The sequence below is a fragment of the Deinococcota bacterium genome, assembly GCA_030858465.1.
GTDB lineage: Bacteria > Deinococcota > Deinococci > Deinococcales > Trueperaceae > JALZLY01.
The window spans coordinates 1-15,366 of sequence record JALZLY010000272.1; the positions used below are offsets into that span (position 1 = coordinate 1).

Sequence of the window (15,366 nt, forward strand, 5' to 3'; positions counted from 1 at the left end):
CTCGGTGCGCGAGCACGCCGAGGAGGTCGGCCTCATGCGCGCGGTCACCGACCATCTGGCGGGCATGACCGACCGCTACGCCGGCGACGAGTACCGCCGCCTCTTCGACCCCCACGCGCTGACGTGAGGAGGGGCTGGGGGCTAGGGTTTTGGCTTTCCCCAACCCCTAGCCCCTAGTTCAAGGGTTGCGCCACGCCGATCAGGTTGCCCGTCTGCGCGTCGCGAATCCAGGCCGCGCGCAGGTTCGGCCGCGCCACGCGCAGCATCAGCCAGGGGCTGGTAAGCGCCTGGGTGGTGATGTCGCCGGGACCCGGCTGGCGCTCTTCTAAGAGCAGGATGACATCGCCGCCCTCGAGCCGCAGGTCGCGCACGCTCACCCCGTAGCCGCCGCTCGGGCGCTGACCCAAGAAGACGGCGATCACGCTCTCGCGGCGAAAATCCAGCTCGGGCAGGCGGGGCGGGCTGAGCTGCGCGCCGTGAGCCCGGTTCCAGAGGGTCAAGAGGGCGTCCTGGCTCGTCACCACCCGGTAGTCGGCTTGGGCGCCCACCTCGGCGCCCAAGGTGGCCTGCTGGCCGCTAGCGAGCTCGTCCCAGCGGAGGTCCTGAACGGCGGGCTGAACGGCCGCCGGGTCGACCGGCACGCCCGTCTGGACGGCGAGCGAGGTCCGCAGGTATTCGTCTATTTGGGCGCCCGCGTACACCTGAGGCGGCGTCAGCGGCTCGAGCAGCACCGTGAGCACCACGGCTCCTCTGGGCTCGAGAAGGCGCTCGAGCATCTCCGCCTCGGCGGGGCTCAGCCGGCCGAGCCCGCGCAGGCCGTCGACCCGCGGCCGCGGCACCACCCGGGTGTCGAAGCCCGCCTCGGCCGAATCCAGGAGGTCGAACCAGAGCCGGCCGTCGTAGTAGACGACCGCCCCCGTGGCCCTTGCGGTGCGCACCAGCATGTCGGTGGACATGGCGGCGCGCTGCACCTCGCTGGGGGGGCTCAAAGGCCGCATCTCCTGGGCGCGGTTGGGCCGGCCGTTGACCAAGAGGGCGCCGGGCACGGCCAGCGGGTCCTCGCTCGGCCCGTCGCTCAACACCAAGCGCCGCTCGCCGCTGGTGACCTCGCCGGGCGCGCCGTAAAAGTAGCTGTAGCGAAAAGGGCTGTCGCCGCCTACAAGCTCGATCTCGTGGAGCCGCAAGGTCTGCTCGGCTCCCGGCAGGCAGCCCGCCAGCAAGAGCAGGGCGACAAGAATGAAATAGCGCACGCATCCTCCTTCATCTCAAACCACTCCCAAACAACGGCCACAGTCCTGCTTCGGCGCGCTCCCGGCGCGCTTGCGCCGGGTTGGCAGGGGAAACGCTCTATGCTATCAAACTAAGGGCGACCACGAGCAAAATAAGGGCAACCATGAGGGCGGGTGACGGTCCCTTCATCGTCTCTTTGTTCGTCGTTCGTCCGCCGCCGCAGGCTGCGCGGCGCCGGCCAAAGCAGGACAAGCCGACAAGCTCGCCTGGTAGACTTACCGGATGCCGCCAGGCCCTCCCCGCAAGCTCCTCGTCGTGTCGGCCTCGATCGGCGGCGGCCACGTCGCGGCGGGCCGCGCCCTCGAGCAGGCCGCCAGGGAGCGGGGGATCGTCTGTGAGCACGTGGACCTGCTCGACTACACCACCCCGGCCTTTCGCCGCATCTACCGCCATGTCTACTTCGACCTGGTGAAGAGCGCGCCAAACTTCGTCGACTGGCTCGGCAAGCGCTTAGACCGCCTGCCGCAGCCGGGCGCCTCGCGCCAGGTCCGCATCATGACCCGGCTCACCCGCGGCCTTACCCGGCTCGTCTCTTATCGGCTCCCCCGGCACATCCGCCGCTACGAACCGGACGCGCTCGTGCACACCCACTTCCTGCCGCCGCAGATCCTAGCGCGGCTCGGGAGCAGGCCGCACGTGCCGCAGAGCGTGGTTCTCACCGACTACGCCGCCCACCGCCTGTGGCTGCAGCCTGACATAAGCCGCTACTTCGTCGCCACCGAGCAGATATGCGCGCACCTCCTCTCGACGGGTATTCCAGCGGCGCAAGTCGAGGTGACGGGCATCCCCATCGACCTGCGCTACGCTTCCCTGCCGGGGCGGGCCGAGGCGAGGGCAACGCTCGAGCTCCCAGGGCGCGACACCCTGCTACTCATGGCTAGCGGCCTCGACGAGGGGACCTTGCGGCACATCCTGAGAGAGCTCATGACCTTGCGCCGGCCGCTCCAGGTGGTGGTCATCTGCGGCCGCAGCCCGCCCAACGAGGACCTGGTCAAGCGCGAGCTCGAGGGCTACGACGGGCTCATGCGCTTCAAGGTGCTCGGCTTCACGACCGACGTGCCCCTCTACTTGGCGGCCGCCGACCTCTTGCTGGGCAAGCCCGGCGGCCTGACCACCAGCGAAGCACTGGCCGCCGGCTTGCCCTTTGCCATCGTCCAGCCCTACCCCATCCAAGAAGAAGCCAACGCCAACCACCTCTTGGAAGGCGGCGCGGGCCTGCGCGTCGAGCCGCTGGCCGTCTTGGCACACAAGCTGAAGAGCTTTTTCGACGACCCGGCGCGCCAGGCGGCGATGCGCGAGGCCGCTAGGCGCGGCGGCAAACCAGGGGCAGCCAGAGACGTCATCGAGTCGCTCGTCTCGAGGCCGCTCTAGCGCGCCGGTTCATCCGCGCACCCAAAAGGCATGACAGCCGATTTCAGACCAGGAGCCGCGCCACCAGCAGGTCCTCCACGGCCAGCCCCACCGATTTGAAGAGGGTGATGTCCTCGTCGCGCTCGCGTCCTGCCTGGCCGGTGACCAGGGCCGCCAAGTCGGCCCTAACCTCCTCGAAGGACCAGCCCTGCGCCGCCGCCTGGATAAGGTCGCCCGCCTCCGCTCTGGCGGCCTCTCTATCATCGACGAAAACGCGGGCACGCTTCACGGCGTCCGCGTCCACCTCGCACATAGCGGACGAAAAGGCGCCGACGAGGTCGAGATGCTGGCCGTCCCGAAGCTGCGCGCCGCGGATGATGGGTTCCTTGGCCGTGGTCGCGAAACTGATCACGTCGGCCACGTCAACAGCGGCCTCGAGCTCGTCCACAGCGCGCACCAGCGCCACCGCGCCGACGCGCCCGCGGATCGCCGCGGCCGTCCTCTCCGCCTTGGCCCGGTCGCGGCCCCAGACCATCACCTCGGCGTAAGCCCGCACCTGGAGGTGCGCCTCGGCGAGCCAGGGCGCGAGCGAGCCCGTGCCGACGACGAGCAGGCTCTGGGCCGCCTCGGGCGCCAAAGAGCGCGCCGCTAGGGCGGAGGCCGCCGCCGTGCGGATACGGGTGAGCGCGGTCGCCGCGCAGGCCAGCACCGGGGTGCCGTTTGGGCCCATGAGGGTGTACCAGGCCTGGACGGTGGGCAGGCCGCGCCCCTGGTTTTCCGGCAGCACCGAGACCTGCTTGACGCCGAACCAGCCGCGCGCGTCGGCGCAGGGCATGGTCAACAAGGCGCCGCCGCCGCTGGCAGAAAGCGCCACGCGTTCCGGCAGGGCAAAACTCGAGGGCGCCTGAGCGCGGAGGCGAAAGCCCGCCTCGAGCGCCCCCATTACCTCGGGCCAGTGGAGCCGCTCGGCCACCTCTGCATCGGAAAGGACCATCATAGCCATAGCTTATCCCCCTGCCTCCAACCTTTCCAGTCTGGGCGCCAGAGGCGGAGTCACCTCCTTTGGACACAGCGGCTCAAGTTATACAAGTGCCTTTTCAAGCGCCGCTTTTGCGCTTGAAAAGTGCGCGTGTTCCGAGCAAAGCGAGAAGGGGGTTCGCGCATACCCTTAGACGCATTCGGTTTGCGACACTTTGAAGGGCAATTTGGTATTAGACCGGCTTTAGAAACACCGGCTTTAGAAACACCGCAAACAAATGTAGCCAATGTGACGGTTGGGGCGAAGTCGTAGCGGGGGTCTGCTACCTTGAGGCGTATGAAAGAAGACTTCAGCGCCTCTGAAACCGTCAGCTCGGTCCTCTCGGACGCGATCGAAACGCTCTACCGGGTGCGCGTGGCCGGCCTGGGGCAGGAGGGAGCCGCGGCCACCGAGGAGTTCCGTCAGGCCTACCGGGAGAGAGACCGCTTCAAGATTCGCTTTTTAAGGGCGCTGCTCGGCAACCGCGAGGTCACGCCGCCCAGGTCGGACTAGGCACGGTCACTCAAGCACGGTCACTCAGGCGCGGGCCTTCGCCCCAGGCGAGCTTGTGGCGCAGGACCTCGAAGTAGCTGCGCCGGCCGGACGACACCAGCACGAAGTCGGTGGGCGCCGCCGAGACCCGAAAGCGGTCGCCCTCGCCCACCGCGAGGCGCTCCTGGCCGTCGAAGACCAGCGCCAGCTCGCGGATAGGGCTCCTTACCGCAAAGGACACCACCCCGGACCCTTCGATGACGATGGCGCGGTTGGTGAGCGCGTGCGGCGCGATCGGGGTGATCGCAAAGGCGCGCAGGCCCGGCGCCAGGATGGGGCCGCCCAGCGACAGCGAGTAGCTCGTCGAGCCCACCGGCGTCGATACGACGACGCCGTCGGCCCGGTACTGCGCGGCGTGCTGGCCGTTCACGGCCATGTCGATGCTGATGAGGCGCGTCATCACCCCCTGCGAGACCATCATGTCGTTGAGGGCGTAGCGGGTGGTCTTGCGGCCGTCCTCGAGGCAGACCTGGAGCATCATCTTGGGCTCGAGCCGCCAACCCTCGGGCGGCTCGCCCGCGAGATAGGCCATCACCTCTTCGGGGCTGTGCTCGACCAGGAAACCCAGTTTGCCCAGGTTGACGCCCAGGGTGGGCACAGAGGTACCGACCAGCCGCCGCGCCGTCGCCAGCAGGGTGCCGTCGCCGCCCACGGCGACGACCAGTTCGGCCTCGGGCACCTCCCGCGCCAGCGCTAGGGAGCCGGCTAGATCGAGCGTGACCGCGGCGCCCAGCGAGCTCAGCCGGGCGGCGATCTCCTGGGCCAGCGGGTGCGCGGCGGGCTTGTAGCGGGTGCTGGTGACGACCACCCGGCGCAAGCGGGCGGCCGGCGTGGTGAAGGGCTCGAGCACGGTCGTCAAGCCCCCACCTAACGGGCCAAGGAGGTGCTCAAGACCTCGTCGAGCACGCGGCGCGTTACCTCTTCGACGGTCAGGTCGGCGGTGTCGATGTGCACGGCGTCCGGGGCGGGCGTAAGCTGCTTGTGGTCGAGCCGGTCGCGCCGCCGCAAGGCCTCGGCCACCTCGGGCAGCGAGGTGCTGCGCTCGCCTACCCGGCGCCGGGCGCGCACTTCGGCGGGCGCGTCGAGATAAAACTTGTGGGTGGCGTCGGGAAAAACGGCCGTGCCCATGTCACGGCCGTCGATGGCAAAGGAGCCGCCGGTGGCGCGCAGGCGCTCGCCGACCCAGTCCCGCACCGAGGGGTGACCCGCGACCGCCGAGACCGCCGCGTCCACGGCGTCGGTGTGTAGCGCGGGCGAGATATTGACGGCGTCGATAAAGAGCTGGTTGGCTCGGCCCGTCTGCGCCCGCAGCTCCACCCGGTGGGCGTTCAGGAGCGCCATCACCGCCGCCTCGTCGGCGGGGCCTAAGCCGCGCTCCAAGACCAGGAAGGTGGCGGCCCGGTAGAGCAGGCCGCTCGAGACATAGGGAATATTCAAAAGCTCGGCGACGCGCCTGGCCACGCTCGACTTGCCCGACGCCGCCGGGCCGTCCAGGGTGATGACGAGGCGGCGCTCATCGTCGGCGCCGTCCGCGCATCCAGGTCCTACCGGTCTCGGCCCGCTGAGTTCGTAAACGTCCACGAGCGTCATCATACCGCCGCCGCCCCGGTCAGGGCGCGAAAGAAGTCGGGGAAGGTCTTGGCGACGCAGCCGGGGTCCATGATGGTCACGCCGGGCAGGCGCAGGCCGGCCAGGGCAAAGGCCATCGCCATGCGGTGGTCGCCGTAGGTGTCGATACGGACGGGCCCGCGGTAGTCCTCAAGGGGATGGACGACGATGAAGTCGCGCCCCTCCTCGACCCGCGCGCCCAGCTTGCTCAGCTCGGTATGGAGCGCGCCCAGGCGGTCGGTCTCCTTGATGCGCATGTTCCAGACGTTTTCGATGCGCACCGGACCGTCGGCGAAGAGGGCCACCACCGCCAGCGTCTGCGCCTGGTCGGGCATGTCGTTGAGGTCGAAGACGCCGCCCCTGAGGACCCCGCCCTCGGGCGCCCGCACCTCGCAGGCCCCCGCCTCCCAGCTCACCTTGCAGCCCATCATACCGAGCACGTCCGCCAGGCCTTTGTCGCCCTGGCTCGAGCCCGCGCCCACGCCCAAAACCCGCGCCCGGCCGCCGCTGACGGCCGCCGCCGCCCAGAAGTAGCCCGCCGCCATGGCGTCGCCCTCGACGGCGTAGTCGCGCGCCCGGTAGCGCGCGGGGGCCACGGTGAAGCGCCGGTAGCCCTCGCGGTCCACGGTGACGCCGAAATCCTCCATGAGCGCCAGGGTCATGTCGATAAAGGGCTTGGACTGCAAGTCGCCCGCCACCTCGAGGGTGACGGGGGCGTCCGCGTAGGGCGCGGCCATGAGCAAGGCCGAGAGAAACTGCGAGGAGCGCTCGCCCGCCACCCGCGCCCGCCCGCCCCTGAGCCCACGGCCTTCGACGACGAGCGGCGGGCAGCCCGTCTCAAAGACCGTTTCCGCCTTGACCCCGAGCGACTCGAGCGCGCTCAGCAGGTCCTGGATGGGGCGCTGGCGCATCCGCTCGTTGCCGTCCAGGCGGTAACGCCCCCGCCCGAGCGCGACGAGCGCGGTCAGAAAGCGAATCGAGGTGCCCGAGAGGCGCAGGTCGAGCTCGGCCTCGGCGACGGGAATGCGCCCCCCCTGCCCCTCGACGGTGAAGAGGTCGCCCTCGACCGTGACCGCGATGCCCAGCCGGTTCAGCGCCGCCGCCATCACCTCGGAGTCCTCGGCGAGCAGCGCGCCCGCTAGCCTCGAGCGCCCCTCGGCCAGAGCCGCGACGACGAGCGCCCGGTTGGTGAGGCTTTTGGAGCCCGGCACCTCGAGCACACGATCGAAGACGCCGGGGGGAATCTCGAGGCGGTCGGGGTAAACGCACATGACCGTAAGATAGCATCTCGAAGGCGGTATCCCGGACCGAACTGCCAAGCCGTCATCCGCGGCCTCCGCGGCCGGGCCTGGCCATCTCGTGCCGTCGGCAAGCACAAAGCGCAATCGCCGAGAGGGTGCAGGGACCACGACCCCAGCGGATCACGACCCCAGCCTCTTTGCTCGGAACCGCTTTGCACTGCAGAGCACGGGGTGACCCCAGCCTGATGAGTATCCTTAGGGCCATGAGCACACCCCAGAGCACAGCCCGGAGCACAGCCCAACGGCTCGAAGAGATCATCGGCGCGTTCAGGACCGCACCCAAGAGTCTGCGACTCCAACTCCTCCTGGAGTACACCCGCAAGGTCCCTCCCCTGCCCCCCGAACTCGACGGCCACCGCGAGGCGATGGAGCAGGTCCACGAGTGCCAGACGCCCTTCTTTGTCCTGAGCGAGGTCGACGAGGAGGGCCGGGTCGCCCTCCACTTCGACGCCCCTCAGGAGGCGCCGACCATGCGCGGCTTCGCGGGCATCCTCGCCGAGGGGCTGAGCGGCGCCTCGGCGCAGGAGGTGCTCGAGGTTCCCGACGACTTCTACACCCGCATGGGTTTGGCCGAGATCATCTCGTCACAGCGCCTGCGCGGTATGGCGGCCATCATGCAGCGCGTTAAGCGCCAGATCGGCGAGAGGACAGCCACGAGCATCTAGGGGGCGTGGCCCAGGACGTGGCTACGCCCATCCGCCGCTTGCATCGGCGTCGCGGCGCCTTGCCGGTAGCGGCGTTCTGTGCTAGGCTTCCCCTTGCGACTTTGGAGGCAGCGACCATGAAAGCAGACATTCATCCCAAAATCATGCCCGCAAAGATTATGTGCGGTTGCGGCAACGTGATCGAGACCATGAGCACCAAGCAGGAGATCCACATCGACGTGTGCAGCGCCTGCCATCCCTTCTACACCGGCCAGCAGCGCTTTATCGACACCGAAGGCCGCGTCGAGAAGTTCCAGAAGCGCTTTGCCAACGCGAGCTACCGCAGGAAGTAGAATTCAGGGGTTAGGGGTCGGTAAAAACCCAAGCCCTGACCCCCGACCCCTGTAACTCTCGGCCTCACTCCGGTACCGAGGCGTAGACCTGCGTGCCCGCGCCGGGTGACGAGCTCACCTCGAAGCGGCCCCTTCTGGCCTCGACCCGCTCGCACATCTGTAACAGGCCCAGACCCCCGGCACTGGTGATCCGTCCGCTCACTCCTTCGGGATCGAAGCCGCGGCCGTCGTCCCTGATGCGGATAAAGCTGTGCCGTTCCGCCGTGGTCCCCACCGTAACCTCGACTGAAGACGCGCTCGAGTGCTTGGCGACGTTGTTCATCGTCTCCTGGAAGATCCTGTAGAGCACCGCCTCGCTCTTCAGAGTGAGCTGCGGCGGTGCCTCCACTTGGAGCGCGACGCGGATGTCATTTTGCTGGCCGTAGTCCACCGCGTAGCGGCGGATAGCCTCGGCGAAGCCGTGCCGCTCCAAGTCGATGGGCCGGAGCGCGAAGATGCTGCGCCTCACCTCCTTGATGGTCTCGCGGATGGTCGTTTTGGTCGCGTTCAACTCGCTGGCGGCCTTCTGTGGGTCCTTGGCGAGCAGCTTGAGGGCGAGGTCGAGCTTGAGCGCGGAGAAAGCCAGCGACTGAGCGACGCCGTCATGGATCTCACGGGCGATGCGGGCGCGCTCCTCGACGATGGCGAGCTCCTCGGACTGGAGGTAGGCGCGGGCGTTGCGCACCGCCAGGGTCACCTGCCCGGCCATCAGGCTCAAGAAGGGCAGGCTCGCCTCGCTGAAGTAGGCGGCGCTCTCGTGCGCCAAGACGATGATGCCCAAGAGACCCTCGTCGGCCTCGAGCGGCAGGCTGATGACGCTCTCAGCCCGCGCCAGGACCGGCCCGCCGGTGAGGCGCGCCTCGCCCGAGAGGTTGCCAGCGATGCGCGGCTCGCCCGCTTCGGCGGCTTTGCCGATAAACCCTTCTCCCACGCGCGCGGACAGCGGGGTCACTGAGGGATTGGCGGAGAGCCCGTGCCAGGCCTTGAGCTGCAGGAGGCCGTCCTCGTCGGCTAGATAGACCCCGCCCAGACTGGCCCCGGCGCGCTGCATCGTCTGGGTGAGCAGCGTCCCCAAAAGGCGCTCCAGGTTGCCTTCGGCGCGGATGCTGCGGTCCACCTCGAAGAGCGTCAGGAGGTCCTTGGTGCGCCCGCGGCTGGCCTCGGCCGCCGCTGAGAACTGCGAGCCCAGGATGCTGAAGCTCTCGCGCTGGTCGTGGCTCGGCTCGGCCCTGTAAAAAGCGTGGAGGCTGCCTTCCAAGGCCTGACCCCAGACGAGCGGCATGGTCAGCACCCAGAGCCTTCCGCTCTCCTCGCCCTGCTCGGTGTCGCTCAGTGCCTCCTGGCGCGAGAGCGCTTCGGCGCGCGCCAAGACGCGCTCGCCAAGAAAAGCCGTCAGGCCGTGGCCGCGCACCACCCCCAGCCCACCAAGGCCCAGGCTCACCGCCGCGGCCTCCGCGCCCGTGACCTCGGCCACGCCCTCGCTGGCCGCGCTGAGGACCGAGTCCAAGTCGGTGGCGGCGGCAAAGCGCTCGGTTACGTTCTGGATGGCGGCGAGCAGCTCGTGGCTGGCACGCAGCTCGGTGTAGAGCTCCCTCAGCTCGTTTTGCGCGAGCTCGCGCCCCTTCACCTGCGAGGCGATCCAGGTGAGCGTGACGAAGGTGACCACCGGCCCCAGGATGCCGTAGAACAGCAGCGTCGCCCAAAACTCCCAGCGCGCGTCGCCCAGGGGCACGATGAGGAGCTGGTAGGCGAGCACCAGGACCAGGATGGCCAGGGGCAGCCAGAAGCGGGCCAGCTTGATCTGGCCGTAGAGGGAACTGGGGCCAAAGGCCGCCTCGGCGGCCGGCGAGGGCCCGGCCGGCAAGGAAGCCGGGCCCCTAGACCCTCCTGGCGAGCCGGCGATCACCCTCTGGCGCGCCGCCCGGAACGGGCCGGCCTGAACTCGCGCATGATGATGGGGTAGGCCGGCAGATAGAGCAGCAGCATGACGAGGAGCTGCACCCAGAAGGTCTCGAGACCAGGCACCCCCGCCGCGGACGCCAGCGAAACCGCCAGGGACGCAAGAATCGCGAAGACGAACATCTTGAGGACCAGCCGCAGAACCTTGCCGAAGGTGAGGCGCCGCGCCGCCTCGAGCGCCCGCTGCTCAGCCCTTTTCTCTCGGTTGCGCTTCGACATGGCTCTATTGTACGGCTAGGTTTTCCTCGAGGGTGTTTTAGGAGGGCTCGAGCGCTTTGAAAGGTGGAGACGCCGGCACAAGCGGCTACAACTCGCCCTGTTTTTTGGCTGATGTGCTCGAGAAGCGTTTTCTATCGCCAAAGCTACTTTGACATGCTGCTCGCCACGCTCGTCCACGAGCCTCCCACCATCATCACCGAGAAGGATTCTTTCTCCGTCGCGGAAATCACGGCAGTGAATCCGTTTGGCGACTGAAAGGGCGCAAAGAGGTTCTCGAGCCCCACCTTTCGAGCCCCTGACACTTGCCAAAGGTCATCCCACATGACGACCTGGGCGTGAGCAGGTTGAGGAGCAAAAAGAAGCCTCGAGCCTAACCAGTTCGAGGAAAAGGGCCTTTCTCTGGCTTGTTGCGAAAGAACACCGCAAGCTGTCATAAGTGCTCCATCTAAGCCATTTTATGCCAAAGCTATTTTATGGCAAAGGTCACCCTTACATGACGAACTCGAGCGCGTCAAAGGCGGCGAGGACATCGAGATCACCCAAAACGGCGAGGTCGTAGCGGTGTGGCTCCATCCGTCCAAGCTCCGCTACCGCACCCTGGAAGCCATCATGGAAGCGGAGCGGCTTGCCGAAAGACTCCGCGAAGCTCGTAGCGCTCACTTTAAGCTCAAAGGCGGGTACACCCTGGAGGAAACGAAAGCGCCCATTCGCGAGATCAGAGAGGAACGTGACTACAATGTGTGGGACCGCGTGGAGGCTGAACTCGAGAAGGAAAAGCGCGCGAAGGCCGAGGATGCGCATAAGCTTTGACGCGGACGTTCTCAGGCACATCCGCGAGAGCGTTCAGACTTACATCTCAAGAAGCACTAGATGTGGTAAATTTCTTTATGGCCCACTCTTTTTCCGATTCCCACAAACACCAATATTCCCTACAAGTTGGCAACCGCGGGCGCATCGTCCTTCCAGCCGAGCTTCGCAAGCGCCTCGAGATTCAAGAGGGCGATCAACTCATTCTCACCCTAGAAACCGACGGCAGCTTACGGCTTACATCCGCGTGGGAGCTTGCCCACAAGGGCTTGGGACTCTTCGCTCATGTTGCGCCTGAAGTCAGCCTGGTTGATGACCTGATCGCCGAGCGCAAAGCCGAAGCGGCACGTGAATAGCGTTCTGGACGCCTCTGCTCTGCTTGCCCACCTAAAAGGAGAGAAGGGCGCCGAAGTGGTTGCAGAGGCCCTCAGCCAAGGGGCGGCCATGAGTGTGGTCAACCTGGCCGAAGTATTGTCCAAGCTGGCCGAGTGGGGCCAGCCACCCGAGGCAGCGCTCGAGCGCATGCAGCAAGCAGGGCTACTCCATACGCTCCTAAAACTCGAGCCTCTAAGCGAGAAAGACACGCTTCAGGTAGCGACATGGCGCCCGCTAACCAAAGCTCTTGGCTTATCTCTCGGGGACCGCTGTTGCCTGGCGCTGGCGCACCGCCTGGCACTGCCAGCACTCACCTCTGATAGGGATTGGCAACAGGCGAATGTGCCGGTGAATGTGAAGCTCATTCGCTAAGGGCCTGCCAAGCTTGAGCGCTACGTTATCTACCTGCTGCTCTAGCCGTCCTAATGGTGATACGGGATTAGAACCAAGCCAGCGACTAACCGTCCAGCGAAGCTCGAGCCCGCCTTGCTGCCCTGGACGAGAAAAAGGGTGAACAGATTTCGGCTCGAGGTCCAGCCACAATCAGTCAAGATATCAAGGAGCATCAGAACCCTGCCATCGTTGTAAAATGATGTTGTGCCAGCTATTTGCCGGTTTTATGGCGCCACTTCAAATATGGTGACCATGAGGCTGTCTACACCATCGAGACGCTCGAGCTGACACGGGGTGGCATTCCGCGTCGCGCTCAGGCGCTTGTGCTGGAGTGGGCGACCATGAACCGCGCCGCACTCATACGAAACTGGCAACTTGCGAGGGATGGGAAGCCGCTAGAGATGCTTGAGCCACTGGAGTAGGAGGAGGACTATGAAGCTAGTACGCACAACGTCGGTTGTACCGCTCGAGGGATTTAGGGTGCGCGTCATTTTTGACAGCGGCGAAGAGCGGGCGCTTGACCTTGAACACTACCTGCGTGGTCCCGTCTTTGCACCCATCCGTGAAAACCAGCAGCTCTTTCGTTCGGTTGCGCTCGAGCAGGGCGTGCTCACCTGGGACTGTGGAGACTATAAGGCCGACATCGATCCGGACGTGCTCTATTACGGCTTGACTCCAGCGTGGATGGAGGATGCAGAGCCCGCAGCTTCGTAGCTGGGCAAGAAGAGCACGAGGTGGTTATCCGATGAAGCTCGAGCCCCGGCCGCACAAGAAAAACCCCGAGCCCGTCCTCGCTGCATCAGACGAGGAAGAGGCCCAAGAAATGCTTTGGGAATCGCCGCTCTACTTAGCTATCGAAGCGGATCCTCTATTTCCGGACTTGTTCCACGGCTCATGCTATCAGCTTCCGGTAAGAATTAGGTAGGATGCTCGAGTCTTCCATGTCACAACAACAAGGAAAATCTCGCGTTTGTAGAGGCAAACCATGAGGTCCCGCCGGGATGATAGTGATTATGCCGGTCCTTAACCCGCGACAGCTTAACGAATCATCTGAACGTTAGGAGAGACTCGAGTCCAAACCTTATCAGAAGTCAGGGCAGGCAGCTTACGCGCTCGAGCCAAAGCCAAGCATGCCCTGTCGGCTAGCGACAGCCCCGCGCTCCTGGTGAGGGTCCATAGCTCGGCGGCTGCCTCGGCCTGCCGAGCATCGAAGTCCACAATCTGCAAGCCCAAAGCCTCGAGGTCCTGACGCAGCCCGGTGACGTTCGTGTTGTACGCCAAGGCTTTTTGAACGACCTCCGACCAGTTCACGCTTGACATGAGGGCGTGTGCAAGCTCCCCCCGAACACGCGCACCCCCATCCTCGTCATGCAGGTAAGCGAGCAGGGCCGAGGCGTCAAGGACGCAGCGTGATTCCGCTTCGCTAGCCCCGCCTGGGGCACTCACCCGTCAGCCTCACGGCGAGTCTCGTCGCGCCGCTCCGCAATCAGTTCATCCGCCAGGTTGACCGCTTTGGGTATATGAGCGAAGCGCTGGCGTAGCCGGCGCTCGAGGGCTTCTCGGCGCTCGAAGATAAGCTGTTCACCCTCGAGCCTGGCTACCAGGTCTTCCCCAACCTCGAGCTTTAGGGCGCGGCGCAGCGGGGAAGGAATGACGACGCGGCCATGGGGGCCGATGCGTACTTGTAATGGATGCTTGTTATGTGACATGATTCAGTATAGCGTGTCGGTATTGAGCTGCATGTGACAACATGTTGCACACGCCTCACGCAGCCTGTCCTTTTAAATCCTATCGGCCTGTTATTGCCATTGAAGCACCCCGAGCATTCGCTGTTAAAAAGCCCCGAATCGGTCGCTCCTTTTGCTCACTGTGTCCATAGCTTCATGATGAGCGTCTTCAGGACCGCTCAGGGGGTAGAGGGCTCTGGCGCGCGAACACAGCCGCAGCATTCCTCAAGCTTCCTTGCAGCAGGGACACCAGGAGCGCCGCACAAACGATCGAGCTCGCCCCGACATAACCGAGCAAGCCGAAGTGCTCACCAAACACCAGAGCAGCCAAGGTGGCAGCGATGACCGGTTCGACGCTTGTCACCAGCACCGCCCGTGACGCTTCTATCCTCTTGAGGCCGGTGTAGTAGAGAAAGTAGGCCACATAGGTCGAAAAGAACACCAGCAGCAGCAACAACCCCCACACCTGCAGGCTCTTGGGGCTGAACGTCACCAGCGGCCCTAGCATAAGCGCCCCCAAGGGCATGAGCAGCGCGCAGATGGTGACGGGGCTGTAGCGGCCCAGCATCCACTTGTCGAAGAGGTAGAGGCTGGCGTGGCTTGCCGCTGCCAAAAGACCCCAGAAGATGGCCAGGGCGGAGACGGTCATCCCCTCACCCCCACCACCCGAGACGAGGAGGACCCCCAGCAGCGTCACGAGCACCAGGCCGAGCTTTAACGGTGTCAGAGCCTCTCGGAGCAACAACCACGCGCCCACCACCACAAACACCGGCGCTGCCGCGAGCAGGACGACCGCGAGGTTCACACCGCCATGGTCTACGGCAAGGATGAACGACACGTAGTGAAGGATGCCCACGAGAGCAAAACCGAGGAAGAACCCTGAGTCACGGCGTCGCTTCAGGTAGAGGTCTCCTCTTAAGCCCGCGTGGGCGCAAAAGAGCAGCCCGCTCAGCGCGGCCCGCCAGAAGGCGATCTCCAAAGGTTCGATGCCGGCTGCCAACATCCCTTTGGTGAGCAAGCCGATGAGCCCCCAGAGTGCGGCCGCCAAGAAGATGAGCTCGTACGCCATGCAGCGAATCCAGGAGCTGCTAGCGGCCGCGGACGTTCACCGCAGCGGGCGGTGCTTCAGTGAGGAGCGAGGCGGGAGGCGGGGCTGGCAAAAACCAGAAAAGCCACAGTGCCGCCAGGAGAAGGATGCCCAGCCAGGCGGGATCCCCCGAAAATATCTTGCGTTCCCTATGAATCATGCTCCACTCCCATCGAGATAAGCTGCCGACGCTCTGCTGGAGGTAACTGGGCGGCCCCTGAGCACCCCGCAGCTCAAGTGCGAAATCAAGCCTCCCATGAAGATGATGCTCCCGAGTGCCAGGCGTAGTCCTATGAACTCCGCCAGCCCGCCGATGATCACGGGCCCCAGCAACAGCCCCAGGTATGCGACGGTCGTGAGGATCGAACTCGCCTCACCCACGCGATCCGGCACGGCGTCGCCAACGAGTGAGAACGTCACGGGTGCGACGACGGCAACAGCCAGCCCGGTAATCAGGAAACTCAGCAGAACGACGGGGGCGTGCTCGGTGGCGAGGGCAATGAGCATCCCTCCCGCCGCGACAGCACCTGCCAGCTGGAGGAGACCCCGGCGGTGGTAACGCTGAAGCGCCTGCGCCGCCCCCAGGCGTCCGAGCAGCATCGCGGTGTGAAACACCGCCACTCCCGAAGCGCCCAGCCACGCGG

At 65.7% G+C, this 15,366-nt stretch carries 22 protein-coding genes; 9 read left to right on the top strand and 13 right to left on the bottom strand.

Annotated elements, in window-relative coordinates; translation table 11 throughout:
* Positions 1–127: deoxyguanosinetriphosphate triphosphohydrolase (locus tag M3498_13685; GenBank protein ID MDQ3460328.1), on the top strand; the 127-nt coding region annotated here is incomplete at its 5' end.
* 46 nt (positions 128–173) lie between these two features.
* On the opposite strand, the gene M3498_13690 is transcribed toward M3498_13685, so the two are convergent.
* Positions 174–1,250 carry a protease complex subunit PrcB family protein gene (locus tag M3498_13690; protein ID MDQ3460329.1) on the bottom strand — a complete coding sequence of 359 codons (1,077 nt, stop codon included), beginning with the start codon at positions 1,248–1,250 and terminating at the stop codon, positions 174–176.
* Between the two features lie 262 nt (positions 1,251–1,512).
* Between M3498_13690 and M3498_13695 the strand changes: the two genes are divergently transcribed.
* The gene (locus M3498_13695; GenBank protein ID MDQ3460330.1) at positions 1,513–2,661 is read left to right on the top strand and encodes a glycosyltransferase; all 1,149 of its coding nucleotides are present in this window, start codon (positions 1,513–1,515) and stop codon (positions 2,659–2,661) included.
* 43 nt (positions 2,662–2,704) lie between these two features.
* Here M3498_13695 and M3498_13700 read toward each other — a convergent pair whose 3' ends face one another.
* Positions 2,705–3,637: an ornithine cyclodeaminase family protein gene (locus tag M3498_13700; protein MDQ3460331.1), complete on the bottom strand. Its 933-nt coding sequence runs from the start codon at positions 3,635–3,637 to the stop codon at positions 2,705–2,707.
* 318 nt (positions 3,638–3,955) lie between these two features.
* Here M3498_13700 and M3498_13705 point away from each other — a divergent pair, with 318 nt between their 5' ends.
* Positions 3,956–4,171: a hypothetical protein gene (locus M3498_13705; GenBank protein ID MDQ3460332.1), complete on the top strand. Its 216-nt coding sequence runs from the start codon at positions 3,956–3,958 to the stop codon at positions 4,169–4,171.
* Positions 4,172–4,181: 10 nt separating this feature from the next.
* On the opposite strand, the gene M3498_13710 is transcribed toward M3498_13705, so the two are convergent.
* Genes M3498_13710 through aroA form a run of 3 tightly spaced genes read right to left on the bottom strand, consistent with a single transcriptional unit; the run spans position 4,182 to position 7,089 of the window.
* Positions 4,182–5,060 (bottom strand): NAD(+)/NADH kinase, encoded by an 879-nt coding sequence (locus M3498_13710; GenBank protein MDQ3460333.1) that lies wholly within the window; start codon positions 5,058–5,060, stop codon positions 4,182–4,184.
* Between the two features lie 17 nt (positions 5,061–5,077).
* Positions 5,078–5,803 (bottom strand): (d)CMP kinase, encoded by a 726-nt coding sequence (cmk, locus tag M3498_13715; protein ID MDQ3460334.1) that lies wholly within the window; start codon positions 5,801–5,803, stop codon positions 5,078–5,080.
* Complete coding sequence (gene aroA / locus M3498_13720) at positions 5,800–7,089, bottom strand: 3-phosphoshikimate 1-carboxyvinyltransferase (GenBank protein MDQ3460335.1); 1,290 nt, start codon at positions 7,087–7,089, stop codon at positions 5,800–5,802. Before aroA ends, cmk begins: the two co-directional genes overlap by 4 nt.
* Before the next feature lie 233 nt (positions 7,090–7,322).
* Here aroA and M3498_13725 point away from each other — a divergent pair, with 233 nt between their 5' ends.
* Positions 7,323–7,784: a SufE family protein gene (locus M3498_13725; protein ID MDQ3460336.1), complete on the top strand. Its 462-nt coding sequence runs from the start codon at positions 7,323–7,325 to the stop codon at positions 7,782–7,784.
* A 116-nt stretch (positions 7,785–7,900) separates the two neighbouring features.
* Entirely contained in the window at positions 7,901–8,116 is a 216-nt protein-coding gene (gene rpmE / locus M3498_13730) for a 50S ribosomal protein L31 (protein MDQ3460337.1), read from the top strand.
* Between the two features lie 64 nt (positions 8,117–8,180).
* On the opposite strand, the gene M3498_13735 is transcribed toward rpmE, so the two are convergent.
* From M3498_13735 to M3498_13745, 3 genes are all read right to left on the bottom strand, one after another.
* On the bottom strand, positions 8,181–10,019 hold the full coding sequence (locus M3498_13735) for a GAF domain-containing sensor histidine kinase (GenBank protein ID MDQ3460338.1): 1,839 nt from the start codon (positions 10,017–10,019) through the stop codon (positions 8,181–8,183).
* Between the two features lie 38 nt (positions 10,020–10,057).
* Positions 10,058–10,333 carry a hypothetical protein gene (locus M3498_13740; protein ID MDQ3460339.1) on the bottom strand — a complete coding sequence of 92 codons (276 nt, stop codon included), beginning with the start codon at positions 10,331–10,333 and terminating at the stop codon, positions 10,058–10,060.
* A 489-nt stretch (positions 10,334–10,822) separates the two neighbouring features.
* A complete protein-coding gene (locus tag M3498_13745) occupies positions 10,823–10,993 on the bottom strand; it encodes a hypothetical protein (protein MDQ3460340.1) in 171 nt (56 codons plus the stop codon).
* Between the two features lie 212 nt (positions 10,994–11,205).
* Between M3498_13745 and M3498_13750 the strand changes: the two genes are divergently transcribed.
* From M3498_13750 to M3498_13765, 4 genes are all read left to right on the top strand, one after another.
* Positions 11,206–11,496 carry an AbrB/MazE/SpoVT family DNA-binding domain-containing protein gene (locus M3498_13750; GenBank protein ID MDQ3460341.1) on the top strand — a complete coding sequence of 97 codons (291 nt, stop codon included), beginning with the start codon at positions 11,206–11,208 and terminating at the stop codon, positions 11,494–11,496.
* Entirely contained in the window at positions 11,489–11,887 is a 399-nt protein-coding gene (locus M3498_13755; protein ID MDQ3460342.1) for a type II toxin-antitoxin system VapC family toxin, read from the top strand. The genes M3498_13750 and M3498_13755 overlap by 8 nt, the downstream gene beginning before the upstream one ends.
* A 236-nt stretch (positions 11,888–12,123) precedes the next feature.
* Positions 12,124–12,330, top strand: coding sequence for a DUF4160 domain-containing protein (locus tag M3498_13760; GenBank protein ID MDQ3460343.1), 207 nt, complete (start codon positions 12,124–12,126; stop codon positions 12,328–12,330).
* Positions 12,331–12,340: 10 nt separating this feature from the next.
* Complete coding sequence (locus M3498_13765) at positions 12,341–12,622, top strand: DUF2442 domain-containing protein (protein MDQ3460344.1); 282 nt, start codon at positions 12,341–12,343, stop codon at positions 12,620–12,622.
* 324 nt (positions 12,623–12,946) lie between these two features.
* Here M3498_13765 and M3498_13770 read toward each other — a convergent pair whose 3' ends face one another.
* The 5 genes from M3498_13770 to M3498_13790 form a co-directional block, all read right to left on the bottom strand.
* Positions 12,947–13,354: a type II toxin-antitoxin system VapC family toxin gene (locus tag M3498_13770; protein MDQ3460345.1), complete on the bottom strand. Its 408-nt coding sequence runs from the start codon at positions 13,352–13,354 to the stop codon at positions 12,947–12,949.
* Complete coding sequence (locus tag M3498_13775) at positions 13,351–13,617, bottom strand: AbrB/MazE/SpoVT family DNA-binding domain-containing protein (protein ID MDQ3460346.1); 267 nt, start codon at positions 13,615–13,617, stop codon at positions 13,351–13,353. The genes M3498_13770 and M3498_13775 overlap by 4 nt, the downstream gene beginning before the upstream one ends.
* 187 nt (positions 13,618–13,804) lie before the next feature.
* The gene (locus M3498_13780) at positions 13,805–14,704 is read right to left on the bottom strand and encodes a DMT family transporter (GenBank protein MDQ3460347.1); all 900 of its coding nucleotides are present in this window, start codon (positions 14,702–14,704) and stop codon (positions 13,805–13,807) included.
* A 19-nt stretch (positions 14,705–14,723) separates the two neighbouring features.
* Positions 14,724–14,882, bottom strand: a complete 159-nt coding sequence (locus tag M3498_13785; GenBank protein MDQ3460348.1) for a hypothetical protein — start codon at positions 14,880–14,882, stop codon at positions 14,724–14,726.
* A partial coding sequence (locus tag M3498_13790; GenBank protein ID MDQ3460349.1) for an MFS transporter occupies positions 14,879–15,366 on the bottom strand: 488 nt, incomplete at its 5' end. The genes M3498_13785 and M3498_13790, both read right to left, overlap by 4 nt.